At 58.6% G+C, this 23,188-nt stretch carries 22 protein-coding genes, 1 tRNA gene and 1 pseudogene; 8 read left to right on the forward strand and 16 right to left on the reverse strand.

The window, feature by feature from the left end; translation table 11 throughout:
• Positions 1-53 precede the first annotated feature (53 nt).
• Entirely contained in the window at positions 54-224 is a 171-nt protein-coding gene (locus ACYQ1P_RS12790) for a hypothetical protein (protein ID WP_460020731.1), read from the forward strand.
• Between the two features lie 75 nt (positions 225-299).
• On the opposite strand, the gene mamC is transcribed toward ACYQ1P_RS12790, so the two are convergent.
• Positions 300-635 (reverse strand): magnetosome protein MamC, encoded by a 336-nt coding sequence (mamC, locus tag ACYQ1P_RS12795; protein ID WP_460020732.1) that lies wholly within the window; start codon positions 633-635, stop codon positions 300-302.
• Positions 636-915: 280 nt separating this feature from the next.
• Between mamC and ACYQ1P_RS12800 the strand changes: the two genes are divergently transcribed.
• From ACYQ1P_RS12800 to ACYQ1P_RS12815, 4 genes and pseudogenes are all read left to right on the forward strand, one after another.
• Entirely contained in the window at positions 916-1,743 is an 828-nt protein-coding gene (locus tag ACYQ1P_RS12800; RefSeq protein ID WP_460020733.1) for a dienelactone hydrolase family protein, read from the forward strand.
• Positions 1,744-1,935: 192 nt separating this feature from the next.
• Positions 1,936-3,450: pseudogene (istA, locus tag ACYQ1P_RS12805) on the forward strand (IS21 family transposase).
• Between the two features lie 14 nt (positions 3,451-3,464).
• Positions 3,465-4,217, forward strand: coding sequence for an IS21-like element helper ATPase IstB (gene istB, locus ACYQ1P_RS12810; RefSeq protein ID WP_460019056.1), 753 nt, complete (start codon positions 3,465-3,467; stop codon positions 4,215-4,217).
• Entirely contained in the window at positions 4,204-4,827 is a 624-nt protein-coding gene (locus ACYQ1P_RS12815) for a hypothetical protein (protein WP_460020734.1), read from the forward strand. The genes istB and ACYQ1P_RS12815 overlap by 14 nt, the downstream gene beginning before the upstream one ends.
• Here the strand turns inward: ACYQ1P_RS12815 and ACYQ1P_RS12820 are convergent.
• The 11 genes from ACYQ1P_RS12820 to ACYQ1P_RS12870 all read right to left on the reverse strand — a co-directional run bounded on the left by ACYQ1P_RS12820 (position 4,802) and on the right by ACYQ1P_RS12870 (position 12,896).
• Positions 4,802-5,467 carry a hypothetical protein gene (locus ACYQ1P_RS12820; protein WP_460020735.1) on the reverse strand — a complete coding sequence of 222 codons (666 nt, stop codon included), beginning with the start codon at positions 5,465-5,467 and terminating at the stop codon, positions 4,802-4,804. The two genes, ACYQ1P_RS12815 and ACYQ1P_RS12820, sit on opposite strands and share 26 nt — an antisense overlap.
• 284 nt (positions 5,468-5,751) lie before the next feature.
• Positions 5,752-6,852 carry an IS5 family transposase gene (locus tag ACYQ1P_RS12825; protein ID WP_460018622.1) on the reverse strand — a complete coding sequence of 367 codons (1,101 nt, stop codon included), beginning with the start codon at positions 6,850-6,852 and terminating at the stop codon, positions 5,752-5,754.
• A 47-nt stretch (positions 6,853-6,899) separates the two neighbouring features.
• On the reverse strand, positions 6,900-7,421 hold the full coding sequence (locus tag ACYQ1P_RS12830) for a hypothetical protein (RefSeq protein ID WP_460020736.1): 522 nt from the start codon (positions 7,419-7,421) through the stop codon (positions 6,900-6,902).
• Between the two features lie 82 nt (positions 7,422-7,503).
• Entirely contained in the window at positions 7,504-8,265 is a 762-nt protein-coding gene (locus ACYQ1P_RS12835; protein ID WP_460020737.1) for a hypothetical protein, read from the reverse strand.
• 10 nt (positions 8,266-8,275) lie between these two features.
• A complete protein-coding gene (locus ACYQ1P_RS12840) occupies positions 8,276-8,791 on the reverse strand; it encodes a hypothetical protein (protein WP_460020738.1) in 516 nt (171 codons plus the stop codon).
• A gap of 185 nt (positions 8,792-8,976) precedes the next feature.
• On the reverse strand, positions 8,977-10,533 hold the full coding sequence (gene tnpC / locus ACYQ1P_RS12845; RefSeq protein ID WP_460020739.1) for an IS66 family transposase: 1,557 nt from the start codon (positions 10,531-10,533) through the stop codon (positions 8,977-8,979).
• 57 nt (positions 10,534-10,590) lie between these two features.
• Positions 10,591-10,941, reverse strand: a complete 351-nt coding sequence (gene tnpB, locus ACYQ1P_RS12850; RefSeq protein WP_460019126.1) for an IS66 family insertion sequence element accessory protein TnpB — start codon at positions 10,939-10,941, stop codon at positions 10,591-10,593.
• Complete coding sequence (gene tnpA / locus ACYQ1P_RS12855) at positions 10,938-11,360, reverse strand: IS66-like element accessory protein TnpA (RefSeq protein ID WP_460019129.1); 423 nt, start codon at positions 11,358-11,360, stop codon at positions 10,938-10,940. Before tnpA ends, tnpB begins: the two co-directional genes overlap by 4 nt.
• A 45-nt stretch (positions 11,361-11,405) precedes the next feature.
• Positions 11,406-11,714 carry a hypothetical protein gene (locus ACYQ1P_RS12860; RefSeq protein ID WP_460020740.1) on the reverse strand — a complete coding sequence of 103 codons (309 nt, stop codon included), beginning with the start codon at positions 11,712-11,714 and terminating at the stop codon, positions 11,406-11,408.
• A gap of 420 nt (positions 11,715-12,134) precedes the next feature.
• A complete protein-coding gene (locus ACYQ1P_RS12865) occupies positions 12,135-12,542 on the reverse strand; it encodes a NifB/NifX family molybdenum-iron cluster-binding protein (protein ID WP_460020741.1) in 408 nt (135 codons plus the stop codon).
• Between the two features lie 180 nt (positions 12,543-12,722).
• Complete coding sequence (locus ACYQ1P_RS12870; RefSeq protein WP_460020742.1) at positions 12,723-12,896, reverse strand: DUF2934 domain-containing protein; 174 nt, start codon at positions 12,894-12,896, stop codon at positions 12,723-12,725.
• Between the two features lie 328 nt (positions 12,897-13,224).
• On the opposite strand from ACYQ1P_RS12870, the gene ACYQ1P_RS12875 reads away from it, so the two are divergent.
• Together ACYQ1P_RS12875 and ACYQ1P_RS12880 are read left to right on the forward strand one after the other, a co-directional pair.
• Entirely contained in the window at positions 13,225-13,932 is a 708-nt protein-coding gene (locus tag ACYQ1P_RS12875; protein ID WP_460020743.1) for a class I SAM-dependent methyltransferase, read from the forward strand.
• Positions 13,933-14,030: 98 nt separating this feature from the next.
• Positions 14,031-15,128, forward strand: coding sequence for a M14 family metallopeptidase (locus tag ACYQ1P_RS12880; protein WP_460020744.1), 1,098 nt, complete (start codon positions 14,031-14,033; stop codon positions 15,126-15,128).
• Here ACYQ1P_RS12880 and ACYQ1P_RS12885 read toward each other — a convergent pair.
• From ACYQ1P_RS12885 to ACYQ1P_RS12895, 3 genes are all read right to left on the reverse strand, one after another.
• Positions 15,114-16,595, reverse strand: a complete 1,482-nt coding sequence (locus ACYQ1P_RS12885; RefSeq protein ID WP_460020745.1) for a RimK family ATP-grasp domain-containing protein — start codon at positions 16,593-16,595, stop codon at positions 15,114-15,116. The genes ACYQ1P_RS12880 and ACYQ1P_RS12885 overlap by 15 nt on opposite strands.
• Positions 16,596-17,705 (reverse strand): peptidase C39 family protein, encoded by a 1,110-nt coding sequence (locus tag ACYQ1P_RS12890; protein WP_460020746.1) that lies wholly within the window; start codon positions 17,703-17,705, stop codon positions 16,596-16,598.
• Between the two features lie 30 nt (positions 17,706-17,735).
• Positions 17,736-17,812, reverse strand: a tRNA-Pro gene (locus ACYQ1P_RS12895).
• A gap of 150 nt (positions 17,813-17,962) precedes the next feature.
• Between ACYQ1P_RS12895 and ACYQ1P_RS12900 the strand changes: the two genes are divergently transcribed.
• The gene (locus ACYQ1P_RS12900; RefSeq protein WP_460020747.1) at positions 17,963-22,186 is read left to right on the forward strand and encodes an EAL domain-containing protein; all 4,224 of its coding nucleotides are present in this window, start codon (positions 17,963-17,965) and stop codon (positions 22,184-22,186) included.
• On the opposite strand, the gene speB is transcribed toward ACYQ1P_RS12900, so the two are convergent.
• Positions 22,181-23,158 carry an agmatinase gene (gene speB, locus ACYQ1P_RS12905; RefSeq protein WP_460020748.1) on the reverse strand — a complete coding sequence of 326 codons (978 nt, stop codon included), beginning with the start codon at positions 23,156-23,158 and terminating at the stop codon, positions 22,181-22,183. The two genes, ACYQ1P_RS12900 and speB, sit on opposite strands and share 6 nt — an antisense overlap.
• Between the last annotated feature and the right edge of the window lie 30 nt (positions 23,159-23,188).

A 23,188-nucleotide genomic window follows, 5' to 3' on the forward strand; every position in this document is an offset into this window, starting at 1 on the left:
ATATTAGATTATCCACATATTAGATTTTTCTGATAAACAAACGAGGTTCAGAAATGACAATTCTTAGCTCCATTATCACGCTGCTGACCGCGCTGATGGTTATCGCCGTGCTCGCCATGCCGGTGGTGTTGCTGGCCTACGTCCTGCGCGCGCTGCTGAGCAATATCTACAATTCCACCATGGTCTATCAAGCGAAGACGGAAGCCCAACAGGGCACGGCCTGATCAAGCTTTGCCGCCAAAACAAAACAGGCCTCCCCACGGGGAAGCCTGTTTTTTTTGGACTGAACCTTGTTGGAATCAGGCTTCGAGCTGCTGCTCCGCTGCCCGCGCTTCCAAGTATTCCACGCCCCGGTCCCAGGCATACTTGCCGGCCACCGCCGCCACGAAAGCCGTACCCAGGGAAACGGCCAAACCGCCGCCGACCAAACCCACCGTGTAGGCACTGAAAGCAGTTGCCACACCGGCACCCGACGCTTCCTTGACTGTATGAATAGCCACGTCGCGGGTGTCGGCTTCGCCCTTATTCTTTGCCCGAAGGCCCTGCGCCAGGGCGGCGGAACCGCCGACGATGCTGCCGATTACGCCAACGCCCGGAACCGACTGGGCGAGGAAGGGAGCCAATTGGAATGCCATTACAACCTCTTCTCGTTCAAATCTGAAATCCCCGACCGATTCAGGGCTGCGCTTAGTCTATCGGGTTTTATTGATATTTCAAGTGACACGCCGCTGCTTATTAAGAATCTTTCATGCGCACCCCTTAAGGATTAGCCTCATTTCCGCCACTGGCTCCATAAAACATCAAATACAACAATTTTATACTGCCATTCCCTCTTTAACCCCCGGCGAATTGTGATTATCTTGTGGGAAACCTCCAACCGTCGGGTTGGATGGGCTCATAGAGGAGAACGTCAATATGTGCGATTTATTTGGTTGTGGCAGTACCCCCTCCAACAAGCCGCTGCCCCGGGTGACCGATGATGAGCGGCGGAATTTTCTAAAAGGTCTGGCCGCCCTGCCCCTGGCCACCGTGCTGGCTTATCCGGAACTGGCCCGGGCCTCCGGCCACATGGGCACGCAGCCGCTTTCCATTCCGACGCCCTCCGGCGGCACGGCACGCGGCGTTATCGCCATGCCCGAGGTCACTCCGGCCCCGGCGATTCTGTTGATTCACGAATGGTGGGGCCTCAACGACCAGATCAAGTCCGTCGCCGCCGAATTCGCCAAGCTGGGATATATCGCCGTGGCGGTGGATATGTATGGCGGCAACGTGGCCACTTCCGGTGAAGAAGCCAAAGCCCTCATGAGTGCTGTGAACGCCGAGACCGGCACCGAAGAGCTGGTGACCCTGGTTGACTGGCTGCGCAAGAATGAAAAATGCACCGGCAAGGTCGGCACCATCGGATGGTGCTTCGGCGGCGGCTGGTCGCTCAATGTTTCCCTGGCCACGCCGGTCGATGCCACGGTCATCTACTACGGGCGCGTCAACAAGACCGCTGAGCAGCTGGCTTCCCTGAGCAGCCCGGTGCTCGGCCATTTCGGCACCCTCGACACCAACATCAACCAGGAAATGGTCGCCGGTTTCGAAAAAGCCATGGCCGAAGCGGGCAAGACCCGTTTGACCGTCAACTGGTACGAAGCCAACCATGCCTTCGCCAACCCGACCGGCTCCCGGTATGACGAAGAGGATGCCAAGCTGGCCTGGGCACGCACCACGGCCTTTTTCGAGGAACACCTCAAATAATGCGCATTCCGACGCAAAGCGGCCACTGATTCCGATCCAAAGCGGCCACTGATTCCGATTTAATCCGGCCACCGATTCCGACGCAAAGCGGCCACTTTTGTCTGGCCTGTGATCGACCTCGTTGGGTGATCTTTTGAGGGTTACCTTCGCACCTTTTGGGAAGGAGCGGAGATGCCCAGGGAGAGGTTGCCCATGCGCAAGATTCGCGACGTTTTGAGGCTGCATGCCGAGGGCCTGTCGAGGCGGCGGATCGCCGTCAGTTTGAATATTGGCCGTACAACGGTCGGGGATTATATCGCCCGGGCCAAACAAGCGGGGTTGAATTGGCCCTTACCCGGGGACCTTTCGGAGGAAGGGCTGGAGCAGCTATTGTTTCCGCCCTTGCGGGTTCGAACGAGGGAACGCCCACTTCCGCCCGATTGGCCGTCGCTGCACCGGGAGAAAAAGAAGCCCGGCGTGACCCTGGCCCTTTTGTGGGAGGAATACCGGGCGCGGCATCCAGAGGGTTACGGTTACAGCCGGTTCTGTGATCTTTACCGGGACTGGCGGGGTAAGCTGAACCCGACCATGCGCCAGAACCATGTGGCCGGTGAGAAGCTGTTTGTCGATTACGCCGGTCAAACCGTGGAAGTGATTGACGGCTTGACCGGCGAGGTCCACGAGGCCCAGATCTTCGTCGCCACCCTGGGAGCCTCCAGTTACACCTACGCCGAGGCCACTTGGAGCTAGGCGCTGCCTGATTGGATCGGTTCGCACAGCCGCGCCTTCAGTTTTTTCGGCGGCGTTCCCAAGCAGATCGTTCCCGACAACCTCAAGTCCGGTGTCATCAAATCCTGCATTTATGATCCCGAGGTTAATCGGACCTACGCCGATCTGGCGAACCATTACGGTACGGCGGTCATTCCCGCCAGGCCCTACAAACCAAGGGATAAGGCGAAGGTGGAAGTCGGCGTTCAGGTGGTCGAGCGCTGGGTTCTGGCCCGCCTGCGCAATCGCCGTTTCTTCTCCCTGGCCGAACTCAATCAGGCAATCCGTGAACAGCTTGAGGTTCTGAATAGGCGGGTCAGCAAGCATCTGGATGCGTCCCGGCGGCAACTGTTCGAAGAACTGGACCGCCCGGCCCTCAAAGCCTTGCCCGCCGAGCCCTTCGAATACGCCGAATGGAAACAGCGACGCGCCGGCATCGATTACCATGTGGAAGTGGGCAAGCATTTTTACTCGGTCCCGCATGCGTTGGTCAAACAAACCCTGTGGGCTCGCATCACGGAACGCAGTGTCGAGATATTCCATAAAGGCAAGCGTGTCGCCGTCCATATGCGCGGCCCCGGCAATCGGCGTCATACCACGGTCCCGGAACACATGCCGTCATCACACCGACGATACGCCAGTTGGACGCCGGAGAAAATCCGCCGCATGGCTACCGCCCAAGGGGCCAACACGGAAGCCCTCGTTGACATTATTCTGCGCCGCAAGCCACACCCGGAACAGGGCTTTCGTTCCGCTATCGGCATCCTCCGCCTGGCCAAGGTTCATGGGCCGGAACGCCTGGAGGCGGCTTGCGAAAGAGCGCTTGAGATCGGCGCCCATTCCTATTCTTCCGTCAATTCCATCCTCAAGAACAGGCTTGAGGATTGCAAAACGAAACAGGCTGAGAACGGTCCCGCCATCGATCATCCCAACATCCGGGGTTCCGGATATTTTCATTAAGGAGGAAAACAACCATGTTGCAACACCCCACTCACGACCAACTGAAGCTCCTCAAGCTGACCGGTATGGCTCAGGCCTTCGCCGACCTCAGAGACAACCCCCAAGCCGAAGATCTGGCTCATGATCAATGGCTGGCTCTGCTTCTTGATCGTGAAGAAGCCGTCCGTGACGACCGCCGATTGACCTACCGTTTAAGAAACGCCCGCCTGCGCCACGCCGGGGCCTCAGTCGAGAACGTCGATTACCGCAGCCCCAGGCGTCTCGATAAATCCCTGTTCCAGCAACTGGCCCAGGGGAAATGGATCGCCCAAAAACAGAACCTGATCATTACGGGTCCATGCGGTATCGGCAAATCATGGCTCGCTTGCGCCTTGGGTCAAAAAGCTTGCAGAGATGATTATTCCGTCCTCTACAAACGCCTGCCCCGAATGTTCTCCGAATTGGAAATGGGTCGCGCCGATGGCCGTTACCCGCGTTTGTTTCGCGCCCTGACAAAACCAAACGTGCTGATCCTCGACGATTGGGGCCCGGAAAAACTCAACGCTGATCAGCGCCGCGATCTTATGGAAATCGTCGAAGAGCGTTACCAAAATGCCTCGATCCTGATCACCAGCCAACTGCCCGTCGATAAGTGGCACGACGTCATCGGCGAGCCCACCTTCGCCGACGCCATCCTCGATCGTATCGTCCACAACGCCCACAGGCTCGATCTCGACGGACCCTCAATGCGAAAGACCATGGCCGCCAAAACCATTGACCAGACCTAAGGAAAATGACATCAACAAATTACCCAACGGCGTCGATCACGCCGCCAAAAACGAGCCCAGGATAAAGTGGCCGTTTTGGATCGGAATGGGTGGCCGCTTTCCGTCGGAATCAGTGGCCGGTTTCATCGGAATGCGCACGGGGGTCAAGCAAGCCGTGGGTACCATCGCTATCATTCTTCACAGCCTCAATATGAGCCTGCATCAATTCCCGCCTGATTTTTTCTTGATCGGCGCTGTGGCCGGTATAGACCCGCGAGAAGGCCTCCAGACGGCTATTGACCGACTGGCCGCCAAACAGCGAGTCCAGCACGCCACCCGGTGGATTGAGGGATTTCAAGGCGATATCGGCAACGGGATCCCCCTTGGCCTTGCGAGAGTCCCAGAATCCTTGCGCGTCCCCGGCTTCCGCCAGGGCGCGTTCCCCGTCGGTAATGGCGAGCGATGGCGACGGCGCATCGGTCGTTTCCGTTTCGTCCAGAGTATCATGGCCGGACCCGCCCAGCAAAAGATCGTCACCGGCCTCGCCTTCAATCTGATTTTCAACGTCCAGGCCGCTCAGATTGTCAGAGGGCGAGGTCGCCCGCTCAATATTCCGGTGGAAGGCCCTTGATCCAGTCCGGCTGCGGCCATTTGAGGATGTCGTTGTAGATGATGTCGTAAACCCACTGGTCAGGGTTTTCCGGATGCCGGACAAAGAAGTTGCCATGTTCGATCATATGGTGATCAAACCGTTTGCGGACCGCAATCTCACCGCCGGAGACCTCATAGAATGTATCCATGAATCGGTCGTCACCGGCGAGAAAGGAGATGTCATCGCTCTTGGTACAATTCAATCCCCATGTGCCGGTGGTGTCGAATAGAAGGGTTGTGTACTGACTGCCTTCCCAGAGTTCAACGAAACAGTCCAACTCAGCACGGCAGACGGCCTGGTAGGATTTTTTATATTCATCCGCGCTATTCCAACTGCGGTCGGTCCCTATGATATGGCGAATTCCCAACCGTTCCCATGTCTTGACCAGATTGTCGAAATGATTCGTTTGACCGGGAAGGGCAAGGTCTCTGCATTGGGCACACTCACTTAACCCCCAGCCCTCATCGGGGTCTCCAGGAAGGGCGGTTACCCGCCAATCGGGATTTGCAAACGGAGACCCCATGTCGGCATACAGTATACCATTATCGTTAAACACTTGCTGACAGGCCGACAGCCAGTCGCGGTCGAACTCGGCGATGTCGATCTGTCGGCAAGTCATTTTTCTTAATCCGGGAAACGTAATTTCAATTGATGCCCCTTACCATAGCGCAATGATAGGTTTATATCAACCGTCGGAGTGCTATCTTTTTGACCTCCTTTGCCGCTCGAATGGGGGCGCCATTGAATATGAGTCCCGTCTTTAACAGGCTGCGGAAAAACGCGGAAGGTCGGCCCCTTTCCCCATCGGTCGGTGCCATTCAGTGGCCTCGGCGAGGGGGTGCGGGCCGCTTTTGCGGCCGGTTTCCCCGGACTCTGCCGATTTGAGGCAGAGTCCGGGTATCGTCATGCCGCAGCCATCAACTTCGGCAGCCTGACGAGGTTGTAGGCGGCGGCGGTCAGGGTGAAGACCCAGTCGACGCGGTCGGTGCCCTTGTGGCGGGTCTTGCGCAAATTTCCGGTGGTCTTTGCCCAGCCGAAGACCTCCTCAATCCGCTTGCGGATGCGCAAGCTGATGGCGTAGCCGGGATGGCGGGTTGTGCGGCCATCAATGGCGCTACGGCGGCGCACGTCACCGGTTTCGGTCACCTGCTCGTTCCGGGCGATATGGGGCGTGACCTTGCGGACCCGCAAATCGCGGACGAATTCGCGGACGTCGTAGGCCTTGTCGGCGCCCAGGGTGATGCGGCCCTTTGCGGCCAAGCCATCAACCAGCGACAGGGCCGCCTCGCGCTCGGCGGTGCCGGTGGCCCGGGTGACCATGGCGCCGACCACCAGGCCGTTGCGGTTCTCCATCAACACGTGGCCCATGAAGGCCATGCGCGAGGATTGGCCGTTGGCTTTGCGGTACAGCTTGGCGTCGGGATCGGTGGTCGAGGCATGGGTCTGGTTCGAGCGCTTCTCGCCGCGGAAATCGCGTTCGCCGTTGCGCCCCGGCCCCGGAGGCGGATCGCCGCCATCCTTGGGCCGGAAGCTCTTCATCGAGGCCCAGGCGTCGATCAGCGTCCCGTCCACCGAGAAATGCTCGTCCGACAGCAGGTCGCGGCCACGCGCCTGCGCCACCACCGCCGACAGAAACTTGGTCGCCACCTCGCCTTCCAACAGCCGGTCGCGATTCTTGGTGAACACCGTCACGTCCCACACCGGCGCATCCATCGACAGCCCCACGAACCAGCGGAACAGCAGGTTGTAGCCGACCTGCTCCATCAACTGCCGCTCGGAGCGGATCGAATAGAAGGCTTGCAACAGCAGGGCACGGAGCAGCTTCTCCGGCGGGATCGAGGGGCGACCCACCTTCGCGTACATCCCCTCGAAATCCGTCGACAGGACCTCCAGCACCTCATCGACGATGGCCCGGATCGGTCGGAGCGGATGGCTCGCCGGAACCCGCGCCTCGCAACTCACATACGAAAACAGGCTCTCCGTCCAAACGTCGCTGCCACGCATCTCGCCCCCCCTGTCGCTTTCAGGAGGAATCGAATCATACCCGGTCGTCAAAGGGAAGAGTTTTTCCGCAGCCTGTTAAATGTATACTCATGGCGGCCATCTTTAGTGGGCTCAATATCCTCCACCCGTCCGCCACCGGCGCGGACGATATTCTCCATGGTCTGGCGGGCCGCATCGACCCCACCTGACGCCTGAACGTGGGTTTTGCCAAGCTTTTCACCATCCCCGGTCCTGCCCTTGAGGGCCTGTTCGAAGATGGCGTCGCGGACGCGAACATCCTTGGCATTCTCATACCCGGCGAGGGTTTTCGGCGGTAAGTCACCCGCTTCCTTGATCTCGACCGGATCAATGGGATCGTAGGTAAAGACGGTGTCTTCCGCAGCCATCTCCGGGGCCGGATTGTCCACAATCCCCTCCTCGAGCGGCGGGGTCTGCGGATCAACAATCACCCCATCGCCCTTTTCCGGTTGGCGGGCGGGATAGCCCTCGGCGGTGGAGGGCTCGGGGGACGGGGCCGGTTGCGATGGCGGCAGCGGCGGCTGGGGTTCTGCTATGTCGGAGCGGCCCATCTTGCCGTCGAAATAATTATCGATCCATTACCGTAACCCCACCTGGGCAGGATCTTGGCCGCCGTAACAGGGGTGAAGGGTATCAAATTGATTCGAGGTATTTAAGACCCGGCGGTACCTCCGGCCAGGACCAGCGCCCCTCTTCTTTGTTTAACCATTTTTGCATCTCGGCCTTGGGCAGATCTCGACCATACACTTGGAACCAGTCGGGGATTGGCCAATGGAGGATTTTTTCGTACAAATAATCGATTTCATCCCATTCGCCGCCTGGGCCGACGAGAAATTCGCACAATTGAATGAACGAATTGGAAAACATTGTCTGAAGGCGCTCCATTCCGCCCGACAGGCGGATATAGGTCTCAGCGAACGTGTCGTCGCCACTGATCCATGTGAAATAAGGTGTGCAGGGCCAAAGCGCCCAGGTCCCCGATTGGTCGAACATGACGAAGCCGGACTCATCGAATTCCACCGGAGCGACCTTTAGGGCTGTTGCGGCGGCAGAGATTTCATGGAAAATATCCTTGTCGAAGTAGGAGAAAAATTTCCCGCTCTCTGTCGTTTCGAATTTGTGCCGCGAAGCGACGAACACGGATTCGATGCCTAGCTCTTGCCAAGTGTCGAACAGGGGGCCGAACTGGTTGTTCAGCCCCCTTTCAATTTTCTTCCGACTTGAGTGCAGTCCATAACTGAGAGTGCACCCAACAGGGAAATGCTGCCAGATCGGATTGTTCATCACTTGGGTGTCGATGAAATCGAAACTGACCGAATCATTGACAAAAAGACGTCTTCGGATCGGACTCCAGACGTCCTCGTACTCCTTGTCACTGATACGCCGACACGCCATGGATGCTATCTTATTTCAGATACCTTACTTTTGCCCAGTGATTTTTTCCTCCTCCTTTGTTTAATTTTACATCGAGCGTTGGGGTTGACCCTCGATTTTTGTAAGGACGGGAAAAGCTTCGGACCGTCAACACACTCCCGTCTGAAAATTCTTGCGTGTACTTTACTCCCTGTTCTTCGGGTTGGGGTTTCACGGTGGCAGGATCAATCCCATGCTCTCTAAGAATCGCATCGAAGTCTGCTTTGGCGGCGTCCATACCTCCGGTCGCCAAGGCGTGGGTTCCTCTTTCGTCCGATCCATTGACAGACGTGCCCTTCAAGCCATGTTCGTAAAACGACCTTCCCAATTTCGGGTTGGTGTTGTTTGCCAAGCTTGTAGCGGTGGGTTTCGGAAGGTCTTTTTCCTCCTCTATTTTGACTGGGTCGATTGTTGTGATTTCAACGATAGAATCACTCCACTGAGGCTCAGAGATGGGGTTTACATTCGGACCGACTTTGACAGGTTCCGGTACCTTATCAACGATCACCCCATCGCCCTTTTCCGGTTGGCGGGCGGGATAACCCTCAGCGGTGGACGGCTCGGGGGACGGGGCCGGTTGCGATGGCGGCAGCGGCGGCTGGGGTTCGGCAATGTCGGAGCGCGGCAGGATGGTCAGGCCCTTGTATTTGAGACCCTGGGGGAAGGCTTGCTGTAACGTAAGCGGTGTCCCGCTTACACGCCGGCCTGATAATTCCAGGGCAGCAATTCCTTGATGTGATTTTGCTTATGGCCGTTGACGATGGCTTTCAGCGTATGCTCGATGTAGGCGAAGGGGTTGATGCCGTTCAGCTTGCAGGTTTCGATGAGCGAGGCGATCGCCGCCCAGTTTTCGGCGCCCGCGTCGTGACCGGCGAAGAGAGCATTCTTGCGATTAAGGGTGATGGGCCGGATCGTCCGCTCGACGGTATTGGAATCCATTTCGACGCGACCGTCGGATAGGAACCGGCAGAGCCCTTCGAAGTGCTTGGCAATATACGTCAAGGCTTCGCCAAGCAGTGATTTTGCCGAGACCCGGCTGCGCTGTTCGGCGATCCAGGTTTCAAAGGCTTTGACCAAGGGTGCGGAGCGTTCCTGGCGAACGGCGAGCCGGTCTTCGGGCGACCGACCGCGGATTTCATCTTCGATTTTGTAGAGTGCCGCAATCTGTTTCAGGCCCTCCCCGGCGATGGGCGATGTTCCCGTTTTAACCAGTTTATAGAGTTTGCGCCGGGCGTGGGCCCAGCAATAGGCCAGCCAGATCGCCGGATCGAGCCGTCCGGGCTTGATCAACCGGTTATAGCCGGTATAGCCGTCCACCTGGAGAATGCCGCCGAACCCGTCCAGGATATCCTCGGCATGTTTGCCACCGCGCCCCGGCGCATAGGTAAACACCACGCCAGGAGGATCGTCACCACCCCAAGGCCGATCATCACGGGCCAGGGCCCAGAAGTAACCGGTTTTGGTCTTGCCCCTTCCCGGGTCCAGGACCGGTGCCGGGGTTTCGTCCATGAACAGTTTTGTCGAACCCTTCAAGTCCGTCAGCAGAGCATCGACCACGGGTTTAAGAACGAAAGCCGCCTTGCCCACCCAGGCCGCCAGGGTCGAACGATCCAGATCGATCCCTTGCCGGGCATAAATCTGGGCCTGGCGATAGAGCGGCGCGTGATCCGCGTACTTGGAAACGATGACATGGGCCACCAGACTTTCCGTCGGCAACCCACCCTCGATCAGACGTGCCGGAGCGGGGGCCTGGACGATCCCTTCCTCGCAGACCCGGCAGGCATATTTGGGACGCCGGGTGATGATCACACGGAACTGCGCCGGAATGACATCGAGCCGTTCGGACACATCCTCGCCGATGACGTGGCGCTCGGTGCCGCAGCACGCGCAGGTCACATCATCGGGTTTGATGACTTCCTCAATCCGCTCCAGATGTTTGGGCAGATTGCCCCGATTGGTCTGGCGTGGTTTCTTCGTTGACTTTGATGAGGGCGTGTTCGAAGCCTCGCCCGCAGCCTGAACCTCGGCAATTCCGGTCTCGATATCCTCCAGCGCCAGTTCCAGTTGATCCCGGGCTATTCTTTCCGACTTGGCGCCGAACAGGGCATGTTTGAACGCCTTGACCAGCTTCTCCAGCCGCGTATTGATGACGTGCTGGGAACGGATGATGGCCTTCAAGGCCTCGACATCGTCGGGCAGGTCCGCTTCGGATAGGCCGCTTTCCGGCTCGCTTTCAGGCGCGTTCAACATGGCTGGAATCTAGCAGAAACCATGGCCTTATGCATTATAAAACATGCATTTTCTGGGTCAGGCCACCGTCGGCGAAGACCCTTCCAGGGGCCGAACCTTGCGCCAATCCAAGCCCGCAAAAAGGGCCTCGAATTGCACCGCAGACAGGGCCATCACCCCGTCTTTTATCCCGGGCCAGACAAAGGTTTGATCCTCAAGCCGCTTGTAGGTCATCACCAGGCCGCTGCCGTCGAAGTGGAGAAGTTTCAAACGGTCCGCCCGCTTGGCCCGGAACACGAAAACCATGCCGGTGAACGGATCGCGTCTCATGGCGTTGAAGACATAGGCCGCCAGCCCATCATGGCCTTTACGGAAGTCCACGGGACGGGTCGCCACCACGATCCGCACGCCCTCGGAAGAAAACATCATCGCTCCCGTCCCAAGGCTGTAACGATCTCCGCCAAGCGATCCGCCGAGGTCGAAGCGTCAATCCGGATCGTCACCGGGCCGACAATCATATCCAAAGTCGATGCCGGTTCCGGCGGGCTTTCTTCACGCACAATGACAGAGGCAAATGCCGGGGTGAGTGCAGGCGCCACCATGGCCATATCACCTTCGGCCGCCGGCAGAACCAGACGACCCTCCCGCGCCCGCCGCCGCCAATCCGAAAGGTGATTGGCTCTCAGACCATGGCGTTTGGCAACGCCATTTACGCTCGCGCCAGAAACCAAGGTCTGTGCAACAATCCGTGCCTTCACGTCGTCGGGCCACCGGCGCCGACCACCCGGCTCCGTAACAAACTGAGAAACGACAGTGGACTCCGTATGTAGCGCCGAACCTTCCGGCATAGAAAACCTCCCTCGAAAAATACGAGGCAAGATTATCGCCGCTTCTCATTGGAAAAAATAGGTGGGGTCAAAATGGCGCTTACGCTGTAACTGTTCGATTGCCTTGTTTCCTAACGCGTTCAGTTGCCGCGTCCGCTCCTCGTGCCCGGGGATCATCTGCGGCGGCACGGGCACCGGCAGTGGGCCGGGCAGCGGCACAACAGCCTGTGCATTTTGAACGTTCGGGTCGCGGTTCGGATTGTCGATTTTGTTGCCATCGAGGCCGTACCATTGGCCGTCATCGCCCATTGAGGGGCCGTTTGTTTGCGGTTGGGAGGCGGGCGTCGGCATCCCCGCCTTGGCCCGCGCGCCCATGCTGCGGGGTGTCTGGAGGCATCTTCCAGACCGCCTCCGTATCGGCCTCGGCCTGCTTGAGAAGGTTTTCCTGTTGCGCTCGGTCGCTCGGGGACTCGTCAAGGAGGGCGTTCGTCCGGCGTGCCGGGGTGTCGAGGACAGGGTCAGAGGCAATGGACGGAATCGGGGCAGAGGACTGGGAGTCCCCGTCGTTGCCGGGGGTGGTGCTGGAGGATGGCAGCACGATCCAGCAGGGGACGCGGTCAGTTGCGGTATTGGAAAACAGGGAAACCGGGACCGGTCACCCTGCCCATGATGCTCGATCGCCGGGTGGATATGTTCGCCGCCGCTCATCGGCCACGCCGGTTCGCACCGCCATCAAAACCGGTAACCCTCTTCTTTTTCAAGAAGCGGTGTCAGATCAGGTCTGAACTACTGCATTTAATGACCGCATCCGCAGCTCGCATCCCCATGCCCCTCATGCCGATGCTGGTGATGCCCATGTTCCTCGCAGACATCTGGCGCGGCAACTGAGCTCACCCCCCGTAAAAAGCCAGAGACAGCCAGATCCGGGTCAGTCTCCGACGTAAGCACCACATCTATGCTCCGCGCAGCCAGACGCTGACGGAGCCCCGCCCCGACGCTGCGGGTAATCAATATATCCATGGGATCAAGCACATGATGTTCGTGGGGCGAACTCTCGTGGAAACTGGATTCCTTCGCCAGTTCCACCAGTGTTTTGCCCTTCACGATATTGTTTTCAATCGAGTACAACCAAAATTTCCGGCATCGACCAGCATGTTCGGTGACTGTTTTTCGGTCTTGGCTGGTTACGGCTATCTGCATCATGTGCTCCTGCTGCATAAATGATATATTGTACCATATATGGAGCAGTGGCAGACCCTCTTCAAGACAAAAGATTTGGATATAACATCATGAAAATAAAGCCAATCTAAAGAATCTAGACAAGCTAAAACGCGATGCCAAAAAACTTGGCATCACGCATGACGTCATAGCGGAACCTGTCCCTCAGTGTTTCTGTTGGTCCTTGAGGGCGAGTATCTCGGCTTCGGCGCGTTCCCAGTTTTTCAAGCCTTGATCCGGTTGGCGTCCCTCTTCTTCCCAGATTTCATAGGCACGGGCACTGATTTCGGCCTGGAGTTCCCAAACCGTTTGGGGATAAACATGCTGTCCATCAGCCATTTGACGATCCTCCGGATCTGCCGCCGGGCGAATGCCAAGCGACCACTTGCATTAGAACGTTATGATATACTAATGCCGCAAGAGCGAAATGTCAATATTGCACTGCAGGTACTGCACTGCGGCCACACAAAAAAATATGGGATGCCGAAGGTCCATAAAACAGCCTTGCAGATGCGGCATTTTTTTGCCTCCCTGCTGGCAACGTCCCGCCGATTGTCATAGAATTCCCATCATCCCAGTCACCCTCAACCGACAGGCGACTCCCCTGGCCATCACCCGGTCCGAATTCGAACTTTTGTGGCGTTTGCGGGAAGCGGGCGTTCTTCCGATGCGCCCGCGCCTGCTCGAAATGGGAGAGCAGCATTGGCTGGGCGACGTGCCGGTGGCGGAGCTGGTCACCCGGTGTGTGGCGGCCCTTGAAGGCGACCTTCCGGCCTTGCAGAGATTCGGCCGGGACATGGCGGCAGTGGATAAAAACTTCGGCCCCCGAGCCGCCTTCGATCTGGTCAAGGCTTTCTATGGAGCCCTGTTCGGATACATAGAATATACAGCGGTTGATTTCGTCAGTCCCAATGGGTTGCGCCATGATCTTAATATGCCGCTTCCACTATCTGGGCCGTTCGATGTGATCACCAATATCGGCACCTCCGAGCATGTGTTCGACATTGCCCAGGTTTATCGCTCCATGCATGAACTGACCACTCCCGGCGGTCTGATGCTGCATGTGCAACCGATGACTGGCGCCCTCAATCACGGTTTTTATTCGATCAGCCCGACGCTCTTTGTGGATCTCGCCCGGGCCAATGACTACGACATTCTGGACCTGTCCTGCACCGCTTTCCGCCCACATCCTGTCCATCTGCCGTTTGCTGATCTGGCAGCCTTCCACGACCTGGAAAAGGCGCACAAAATTCCTCCTGAAGCCTTTTTGGCCTGCGTTTTTCGTCGGAGCGTCACGGCCACCCCCTTTGTCTCCCCGCAACAGGGGGCCTATGCGGAGATCATCTCCCGGCGGCAGCATGAGTCCTCGCCCTGAGGGAATTGCCGACCGATGTACGGAGAGAGTGACCTGCTCGACGAATTCAGGCTATAAGACGGGGCGTCCAAGCGGGACGCTTGCCGTTCGAGTCCAACGTGCCCCACGATCGTTCATCCTTATTCAGCGACAGCTACAGCCAGGCCCGGGCGCGTTTCCAGGCGACCTGCGCCGCCGCCGGAGTCCCTTTCACTCGGCACGACCATCCGTTGACCGGACCACAAGGCGAGCCGCTGTCCCTGGATACCGCCTGGGTCGGCCCAAGTGACGCCCCGAAAGTGCTGGTCCTGATGTCGGCCACCCACGGGGTGGAAGGTTTCGTGGGATCGGCGGTGCAACTGGATTTTCTGCATCGACTCTCCCCCGACGACCTGCCCGAGGGATGCGCCGCCCTGCTCCTGCATGCGCTCAATCCCCACGGATTCGCCTGGCTGCGCCGGGTCAACGAGGCGGGAGTCGATCTCAACCGCAATTTCATCGACTTCGACCAACCGCTGCCGGAAAGCCCCGGATACGATGAGCTGGCCGAAGCCCTGGTACCGCCCCGCAATGATCCGGCCCTGTGGGCTGAGGCCGACCAGATCCTGCGGGACTATGGACGCCGACACGGCCAACGGGTCCTGGAAACGGTGGTGACGGCGGGACAATACAGCCATCCCAGCGGCCTGTTTTACGGCGGCACGGCACCGGTCTGGTCCCGGCTCCGGGTGGAACGACTGATCGACGATTTTCACCTCAAGGACCGCCAAACCGTCGCCGTCATCGACCTGCACTCGGGGCTCGGGCCGTTCGGCCATGGCGAGATCATTTCCGACCATCCCCCACAATCGGCGGAAGCGGCGCGCGGGCGGCGCTGGTACGGCACCGAGATGACAGAGCCGGCCCTCGGCACCTCCTATTCAACCCCCAAGTCCGGGCTGATCGACTATGGCTGGCAGGCCGCCCTGGGCGCGGCGGTGACCTTTGTCACCCTGGAATTCGGCACCTTCAGTGTCGAGGAAATGCTCCGGGCCCTGCGCGCCGATCATGTGCTGCACCGGGACGGGCTGCCGAATTGGGATGCGCCGGAGACGCAACGGATCAAGGCAGACCTGCGGCGCTTCTTTTATCCCGCCACCGCCGACTGGCAGGATCTGGTGCTCCGCCGCGCCCAAATCGTCGTGGGGCGCGCGTTGGCTGGATTATCGGCCCCGTGACTCGATGCGCCGGATGAACTCCTTCAGGATCCGCGCATACAGCTCGTTTTTCAGCACCTTGTCCTCAACCCCCTGGTCGATGCTGGGATTGTCGTTGACCTCGATCAGAAACAACCCCTTGTCGGTCTGTTTGAGGTCGACGCCGTAGAGTCCCTTGCCGATATGGGAAGCCGCCTTGAGCGCCACCTCGACTACCTCGGCGGGCGCATCCTTGACATCGAACGTCTTGAACCCGCCCTGCTTGAAGGTCCCGTCGCCCTTGTGGTTGACGATCTGCCAGTGATTGCGCGACATCAGATATTGGGAGACGTAGAGCGCTTCGCCGTTGAGGATGCCGACGCGCCAGTCGAAGCTCGTGTAGACGAACTCCTGAGCCAGGATCAATCTTGATTTTTCAAACAGTTCCCCGGCAAACCTCACCAACTGGTCACGGTTTTCCGCCTTGTGCATGCCGCGTGAAAAAGACCCGTCGGGAATTTTCAGGATGATCGGATAGCCGAGCGTACTTTCCAATTTGTCGAGCACCGCGTCGGTGAAATTGAGCCGATTGAGGGACTCGGTCTTGGGCGTCGGCAGGTGGTGACGTTTCAACAGTTCATGCAAATAGACCTTGTTGGTGCAGCGCAGGATCGACGTCGGATCGTCGATCACCACCAACCCCTCCTGCTCGGCCTTGCGGGAGAACTGATAGGTATAATGGTCGATGGCCGTATTGGTGCGGATGAACAGGGCATCGAATTCCGGCAGCCGTGCAAAATCCTTTTTGGTGATGCGCTCCACGTCCACGCGCAGGGTCTGGCCGACCGAAACGAACTTGTCCAGCGCCTGTCGGTCCGAAGGCGGCAGGGCTTCATCCGGATCGTACAGAATGGCCAGACTGTACAGGGCGGGGGGCGCGCCGCCGCGCAGGGGTTTGCGGGCCCGGGTGTAGGCGCGCAGGGATTCGTTGAACAGGGCATCTAGGGACCGCGGCACCTGATGCAGCCCCATCGGCCGGATAGTGGCAATTTTCCAGTGCCTGCCGGGGATCAACCGCAGGCGCAGCAACGGATAGCGGAACACATCGAACACCTCTTCCGCCAGTCGCTTGAACCGGGCATCGTCGGCGCGACCGAAACAGGCGGTCAGGTCAAAGGGCTCGGTGGGCGCCGTCACCAACCGCTTGACCGTGCGGTTGAGGATGGCTTCCAGTTCCGGCACCGCGAAGGCGTAGAGATGCTTGCGCGCCAGAGACAGCACGTCGGCGACCGTCGGCATGGGGGTCTGCCCCCGTGCCTCGGCCAACAGGGAGCAATAATAGCCGCCCGAGAGATAGCTGTAGTGGCGACACAGATTGACCACGTAACGGGGTGATTTCTTTTCGTGGTAGCTGTGCAGCATGTACTGATCCGCACTCATCAGATCGAGCCCGTCGGTGCTCCAGCGCCAATCGCTCAGCCGGTCGGTGATGATCGTGTAACGCGCCATTCATTGTCGCCCTTTCTGACGAAGTGGATAGACGATAACCGTTGCGAAATGCTTGCGTTTGCCGAACCGGGACATGCGCTCAAGTTCGATGGGAGCCAGGGGAATGCCGACACAATCGGTTTCTGAGCGGTTCTCCTCGACATCCACGAACGGGTCGTTGATATAGATGAACCGATCATCGTAGGCCGTCACCACCACCCAGTGGGGCGATTTGTCGCCGGTCATTCGATAGGAACTGATGAGCACGATGGGCACCCCGCCCCGGTCGAAGGCGGCACAGAGATCGGCAACCCCCAGCGGCTGGGCTTCGACCTTGATCCCCGTCTGGGCGACGTCTTTTTGGAAGCCCTCCTCGACCAACCGGATCACTTCCTTCTTGCGTTCATCGCGCACCGTGTCGACGAACATGGTGGTTTCGTCGCTCAACGAGACCTCGACCCCGAAGCCCCGGTTCCAGGCTGCCAGGGCCAGCCCCAGCGCCCCGCAGCCGCCATGACCACGGGTCATGAAAATGGTCGTTGTTTCGCGCCACAAACGCATTTCCAGGGCCCGGTCGGCCACCATGGTGCGATCATGACGGGCCATCGCCATGATCAGACAGGCCGGACCGCAGGTGAAGTCCAGGGACTGGGAGAAATACGGCACCGTATTGAGGTCCCGGGACAACTGTGGCGCCAGATGCTTCTCCATCCGCACCGCCTCGGCGTGATCCTCGTAATAATCGGGATAGACGGCGAAGGCGCGATAGCCCAGATCTTTATACAGTTTCTGGGCCGCGAGGTTGTTCTGATGCACTTCCAGCCGCATCCGGGTCGCCGAGGCGGCCAGCGCCCGGCGTTCGGACTCCGCCATCAACTGCCGCGCCACCCCTTGGGATCTGAAATTCGGCCTCACCCCAAGGGAATAAAGACGGGCCAGAGAGGTATTGGCGTGAAACAGAATGAGACTGTAGCCGCGCAATTGGCCGTCCTGCTCATCGACAATCAACTGCGGCTTACCCTGTTTGAGGAAATTCCGAAAACTGCGCGCCGACAGACGGTCGATGGAGAAACAGGCGTTCTCAAGGGCCACCAAAGCCTCGACATCTGACAAACCGGCGTCCCGTATCATCGACTCACACTTGTTTGGGTGGGTATCAATTGGTCGGGGAGACAAGATTCGAACTTGCGACATCCTGCTCCCAAAGCAGGCACTCTACCAGGCTGAGCTACTCCCCGACGGACAGGAAACCTAATGGTTCGTTGGAGTTCGAGCAAGCGGCAAATACCTCGGACAATGTAAGTGACAATCTGTCGCAATGCGACTATGATTCGCGCACTTCCTCTCACAGTATTCAATCGTTGAGTTAGATTTCCTTCATTGAGGCTATGAACACAGAGTCCCCAGACCTCCCCAAGAAGAAGACCCGATCAACGGCCCCTGCGAAGTCAAAAGTCAAGGCAGGGCTGTTCTATGTCGGGATTGGTGCCTCCGCCGGCGGACTGGAAGCCCTGCGCCCCTTTGTCGCCAATCTGCCCGAAAAATCCGACATGACCTTCATCGTGGCGCAGCACATGTCGCCGGATCATCGCAGCATGATGGTCGAGTTGCTGGCCCGCGAAACCAAACTGACCGTTCTTGAAGCCAAAACCAATACCTTCCCCAAGGCCAACACGGTCTATGTGGCTCCGCCCGACAGCGATATCACCATCTCGCACGGCAAAATCCGGCTAACCAAACCCCAAGCCGCCATCGGTCCCAAACCCTCGGTGGATCGCCTGTTCCTCAGTCTGGCCGAGGATCAGGGGGAGAAGGCCATCGGGGTCATTTTCTCCGGCACCGGGTCCGACGGCGCGCATGGCATCAAGGCCATCAAGGCGGCGGGCGGTATTTGCATTGCCCAGGAACCGGATACGGCCAAGTACGACAGTATGCCCAAGGCGGCCATTCGCTCGGGCGGCGTCGATCTGGCCCTGACTCCGGTCGAGACAGCAGAGCAGTTGGCCTCCATCACCACCCTGCCCCGCGTGCCCATCATCACCGAGGACGAAGGGGTCGCCCCTTCGACGGTGCGCGGCATCATCAATCAGGTGGGCGCTCACACGGGCATGGATTTTTCCAACTACAAGGATTCCACCATCACTCGCCAATTGCAGCGCCGCATGTCCGCGCTGCAAATCGGCGATCTGGAGCAATACGGCCAGTACACGACCGATCACCATGAAGAACTGCTGGAACTGGCCAACAACTTCCTGATTTGCGTCACCTCTTTTTTTCGCGACACAGAATCCTTCGCCGCCATCAAAAAGGAATTGGCCGAACTGATCCGGGCCAAGGAACCGGGAGACGACATCCGCATCTGGGTGCCGGGCTGCGCCACCGGCGAAGAAGCCTATTCCCTGGCCATCCTGGTCTGCGAGGAACTGGGGACCAATATCGACAAATACCGGGTGCAGATTTTCGCCACGGACATCAACAACGAGTCGACCCAGTATGCCCGCAAGGGCTCCTATCCCGAGGCCTCATTGGTCAATATGGATGAGAAGTTCCGCAAAAAATATTTCACTCAGAAAGACCGTCAGTATCATGTGGACAAGTCGCTGAAGGACATTGTCGTCTTTGCCCGCCAGGACATCGTGCAGGACCCGCCGTTCGTCCGGCTCGACATGGTGAGTTGTCGGAATCTGTTGATCTATTTCAAGCCGGAACTGCAAGACAAGGTCATGCGCAGTTTCCATTATGCCCTCCGGCCCAATGGAATCATGTTCCTCGGCAAATCGGAATCCATCGGCACCCATTCGGCCCTGTTCTCGGAAAAGAACCGGACTCACAAGATTTTCACCTGCCGCAATGTCCCCACACCGATGACCGGGCATTTCGCGAAGGCCGCGCCGTTGACCCGGTCCGGCAAAAAATCAAGGGTCGCACCTGAGGACGTCAAGCCGTCCGAGATGGGCCATAATCGGATTTTCGACCTTTATGCCCCGGCCAGCATTCTGATCGCCAGCGATGGCAGCGTCATCGAGTTTTTCGGTGATTGCTCCCCGTTCATCAAAATCAACAAAGGCAAGGCCGACTTCAATCTGTTTTCAATCATCAATCCGGCCTTTCGCAGTGAGTTGCGGGCTTTTTCCCATCGGGTCAGCCGCAAGAAGGAAAGCGCGGCGGGACAGCCCTGCGTGCTGTCCGTCGATGGCGGAAACCGCCTGTACCGTCTCGCCGTGCATTTCGTCGGCACGCAGGATTACGACAGTGAACTGCTGCTGGTCTGCTTCGAGAAACAGCCGGACAAGTCGATCATTCCGGTGAGTGGTGATGATGAGACTCTTGAGGAATCGGCAGCCAACCGCATCGCCGAGCTGCAACATGAGCTGACTTCCACCCGCGAAAATTTGCAGACGGTGGTCGAGGAATTGGAAACCTCCAATGAGGAATTGCAGTCCCTCAACGAGGAAGCCCAGGCCGCCAACGAGGAATTGCAGGCATCCAACGAGGAACTGGAAACCTCCAACGAGGAACTTCAGGCCACCAACGAAGAACTGACAACGGTCAACGACGAACTGATCGTCAAGACCCAGGAACTCTCCGAGGCCAACAGCGACCTGGAGAACATCCAGGCCAGCATCAACAAGGCCTTGATCGTCGTCGACAAGAATCTCGTGGTGACCCGCTACAACGAAAAGGCCGAGGAATTCTTCAAGCTCACCCGGTCCGGGCCGCGCGAGAATCTGACCAGCGTGCCGACCCACTTCGTTCTGAACGATCTTATTGGCTCTGTGCGCTCCGTGATGCAGACCGGCGTCACCGTCGACCGTGAATTTCCGATGGGCATTTCATATTACGCCATCCATATCGTCCCCTACGTGGTCAACACGTCGAATACGGTTCAGGGGGCTATTCTCACCATCAACGACATCACCGAGCAAAAGACCGTCGAGGAACGGCTTCGATTGTCGGCCACAGTCTTCGAGGCGGCCTCGGAAGCGACCCTGATCACCGACCAGAGCAACACCATTCTTTCAGTAAATCCCGCTTTCACCCGTATTACCGGCTACAAGCGCGACGACGTGATCGGTCGCAAACCCGATCTTCTGGCTTCCGGCAGACATTCCAAGGAATTCTACAAGGAGATGTGGACTTCCTTGATGGATACGGGGCATTGGCAGGGAGAAATCTGGAACAAGCGTAAAAACGGTGATGTCTACCCGGAATGGTTGTCGATCAACGTGTTGCGCGATGACCGTGGCAAGATCATGCGCCATATCGCCGTATTCAGCGACATCAGCGACGACAAGAAAGCCCAGGAAATCATCAAGAAGCAGGCCAGTTTCGATCAATTGACTGGTCTGCCCAATCGTCACCTTTTTTTCGACCGGCTCAGGCAGGCGGTGCAAAAAGGCGAGCGTCGGCGCAATCTGGTGGGCTTACTGTTCCTGGATCTGGACGGCTTCAAGAGCATCAACGACACCCTGGGCCATTCCGTCGGTGACGGTCTGCTGAAGGAAGCAGCGAGCCGCCTGAGCGCGGTGACCCGCAGTTCCGATACGGTGGGCCGTCTCGGGGGCGATGAATTCACCATCTTGTTGAGCGATCTGGTGTCGGTCACCGACATGACGCCGACCATCGACAAGGTGCTGGCCGAACTCTCGCGTCCTTTCGATATTGAGGGCAACGAACTGCATATCTCGGGCAGTATCGGGGCCACCGTCTACCCGGACGACGGTGAAGACATCGAAAGTCTGCTGAAAAATGCCGATAGCGCCATGTACTCCGCCAAGGATGCCGGTCGCAACACCTACCGTTTCTTCACTAAGAGCATGCAGGACGAGGCGGAACGCCGTCACCGCATGGCCAACGACATCAAGAACGCCCATCGGGACGGCGGGTTCGAGGTTCATTATCAGCCCATTCTCGCCCTCGACTCGGGAACGGTGGTCGGTGCCGAGGCCCTGATGCGCTGGAAGCATCCGGTGCGCGGCTATATCTCGCCCGACGAATTCATCCCCATCGCCGAGGAAACCGGCATGATCAGCGAACTGGGGAACTGGGTCGCCGACGTGGCCACGCAGGCGGCCAAACAATGGGGCAAGGCCTATGGAGCTCCTTTGTATGTGGCGCTCAACAAATCAACCAAGCAGTTCCGGCTGGGGAACTTCCGCACCGATTGGCGGTCAATCATCCGAAAATCCCATTTTCCCAAGGAAAACGTCATCGTCGAAATCACCGAAAGTCTGATGATGTCCGATCATCAGTCGCATGTGGAGTATCTCAACGAAATGCGCCAGGAGGGCTACCGGATCTCCCTCGATGACTTCGGCACCGGTTATTCCTCGTTGAGCTATCTCAAGCGCCTGCCGGTTGATCTGTTGAAAATCGACCGCTCGTTCATTCGCGACGTGACCGACGATCCCGATGACGCGGCGCTGGTCGAGGCCATCATCGCCATGGCCCACAACCTGAAGATCAAGGTGGTGGCCGAGGGCGTGGAGACCGAGGCGCAGATGCGCTTCCTCCAGGAACGGGCATGTGAATTCGCCCAGGGCTACTATTTCAGCAAGGCCCTGCCCCAGGAGGAATTCCTGCGCTTTCTGGAAGCGCGGGCTGCGTCATAGGGGGCGCCCCAGCGGCAGGCCCCTCGCCCCACGTTTCACCGCCAGCAGACAAAGAATGTCATGGGCGACGGTGGCGGCGGCAATGGCGGTGATTTCCGACAGGTCGTAGGCCGGGGCCACTTCCACCACATCGGCACCGACCAGATCCAGATCGGACAGGCCGCGCACGATCCCCAATGCCTGCGCCGAGGTCAGCCCCCCGGAAACTGGGGTGCCGGTGCCCGGGGCGAAGGCCGGGTCCAAGCAATCAATGTCAAAGGTCAGATAGACCTTGCCTGCACCGACCCGTTGCCGGATGGCAGCGATGGTCGCCTCGACCCCATGATGATGCACCCAAGGCGCGGTCAGAATGTCGAACCCATGGTCGGAATCATTGTGGGTGCGAATGCCCACCTGACAGGAACGGCTGACGTCGATCAACCCCTGATTCTTGGCGCGCAGGAACATGGAGCCATGATCGAGCCGCGACCCGTCGTCGTCCCAGGTATCGCAATGGGCATCGAAATGCAGCAGAGCAACCGGGCCATGATGGGCCGCCATGGCGCGCAGGATCGGATAGGCAATGAAATGATCGCCGCCGAGGGTCAACGGAAACACCCCCGCCGCCAAGATCTCGGCAATGTGCCGCTCGATGGTTTCGACCACCGTTTCCGGGTGGTGCGGATCGAGGAAGCAATCGCCATAATCCACCACGGCCAGACTATCGAAGGGATCGAAACCGAACGGAAAGGACTTCAATTCCGCCAGTTGCACCGAGGCGGCCCGAATGGCGCGCGGACCGAGACGCGCCCCTGAGCGGTAGGTAACCGCCCCGTCATAGGGCACGCCGCTGACCGCCACATGGACTCCGGTCAGGTCACGGCTATAGCATCGACGGAGGAAACTGAGCGCCCCGCCATAGGTCATTTCCGGATGCCGTCCGAGCAGGTCGGCCTTTCGAAAGGCCTGATCGCCATCGTCGTTGTGGGTCATGATCCTGCCCTTTGATGAATATTTCGCCTT

It is taken from the genome of Magnetospira thiophila (assembly GCF_054657015.1).

What these genes read in the sequence shown, in the direction of transcription:
- ACYQ1P_RS12790 (WP_460020731.1), top strand. Translation starts at nt 54, where the DNA reads ATGACAATTCTTAGCTCCATTATCACGCTGCTGACCGCGCTGATGGTT.
- mamC (WP_460020732.1), bottom strand. Translation starts at nt 635, where the DNA reads ATGGCATTCCAATTGGCTCCCTTCCTCGCCCAGTCGGTTCCGGGCGTT.
- ACYQ1P_RS12800 (WP_460020733.1), top strand. Translation starts at nt 916, where the DNA reads ATGTGCGATTTATTTGGTTGTGGCAGTACCCCCTCCAACAAGCCGCTG.
- istB (WP_460019056.1), top strand. Translation starts at nt 3,465, where the DNA reads ATGTTGCAACACCCCACTCACGACCAACTGAAGCTCCTCAAGCTGACC.
- ACYQ1P_RS12820 (WP_460020735.1), bottom strand. Translation starts at nt 5,467, where the DNA reads ATGACTTGCCGACAGATCGACATCGCCGAGTTCGACCGCGACTGGCTG.
- ACYQ1P_RS12825 (WP_460018622.1), bottom strand. Translation starts at nt 6,852, where the DNA reads ATGCGTGGCAGCGACGTTTGGACGGAGAGCCTGTTTTCGTATGTGAGT.
- ACYQ1P_RS12830 (WP_460020736.1), bottom strand. Translation starts at nt 7,421, where the DNA reads ATGGGCCGCTCCGACATAGCAGAACCCCAGCCGCCGCTGCCGCCATCG.
- ACYQ1P_RS12835 (WP_460020737.1), bottom strand. Translation starts at nt 8,265, where the DNA reads ATGGCGTGTCGGCGTATCAGTGACAAGGAGTACGAGGACGTCTGGAGT.
- tnpC (WP_460020739.1), bottom strand. Translation starts at nt 10,533, where the DNA reads ATGTTGAACGCGCCTGAAAGCGAGCCGGAAAGCGGCCTATCCGAAGCG.
- tnpB (WP_460019126.1), bottom strand. Translation starts at nt 10,941, where the DNA reads ATGATGTTTTCTTCCGAGGGCGTGCGGATCGTGGTGGCGACCCGTCCC.
- tnpA (WP_460019129.1), bottom strand. Translation starts at nt 11,360, where the DNA reads ATGCCGGAAGGTTCGGCGCTACATACGGAGTCCACTGTCGTTTCTCAG.
- ACYQ1P_RS12860 (WP_460020740.1), bottom strand. Translation starts at nt 11,714, where the DNA reads ATGGGCGCGCGGGCCAAGGCGGGGATGCCGACGCCCGCCTCCCAACCG.
- ACYQ1P_RS12865 (WP_460020741.1), bottom strand. Translation starts at nt 12,542, where the DNA reads ATGATGCAGATAGCCGTAACCAGCCAAGACCGAAAAACAGTCACCGAA.
- ACYQ1P_RS12870 (WP_460020742.1), bottom strand. Translation starts at nt 12,896, where the DNA reads ATGGCTGATGGACAGCATGTTTATCCCCAAACGGTTTGGGAACTCCAG.
- ACYQ1P_RS12875 (WP_460020743.1), top strand. Translation starts at nt 13,225, where the DNA reads ATGCGCCCGCGCCTGCTCGAAATGGGAGAGCAGCATTGGCTGGGCGAC.
- ACYQ1P_RS12885 (WP_460020745.1), bottom strand. Translation starts at nt 16,595, where the DNA reads ATGGCGCGTTACACGATCATCACCGACCGGCTGAGCGATTGGCGCTGG.
- ACYQ1P_RS12890 (WP_460020746.1), bottom strand. Translation starts at nt 17,705, where the DNA reads ATGATACGGGACGCCGGTTTGTCAGATGTCGAGGCTTTGGTGGCCCTT.
- ACYQ1P_RS12900 (WP_460020747.1), top strand. Translation starts at nt 17,963, where the DNA reads ATGAACACAGAGTCCCCAGACCTCCCCAAGAAGAAGACCCGATCAACG.
- speB (WP_460020748.1), bottom strand. Translation starts at nt 23,158, where the DNA reads ATGACCCACAACGACGATGGCGATCAGGCCTTTCGAAAGGCCGACCTG.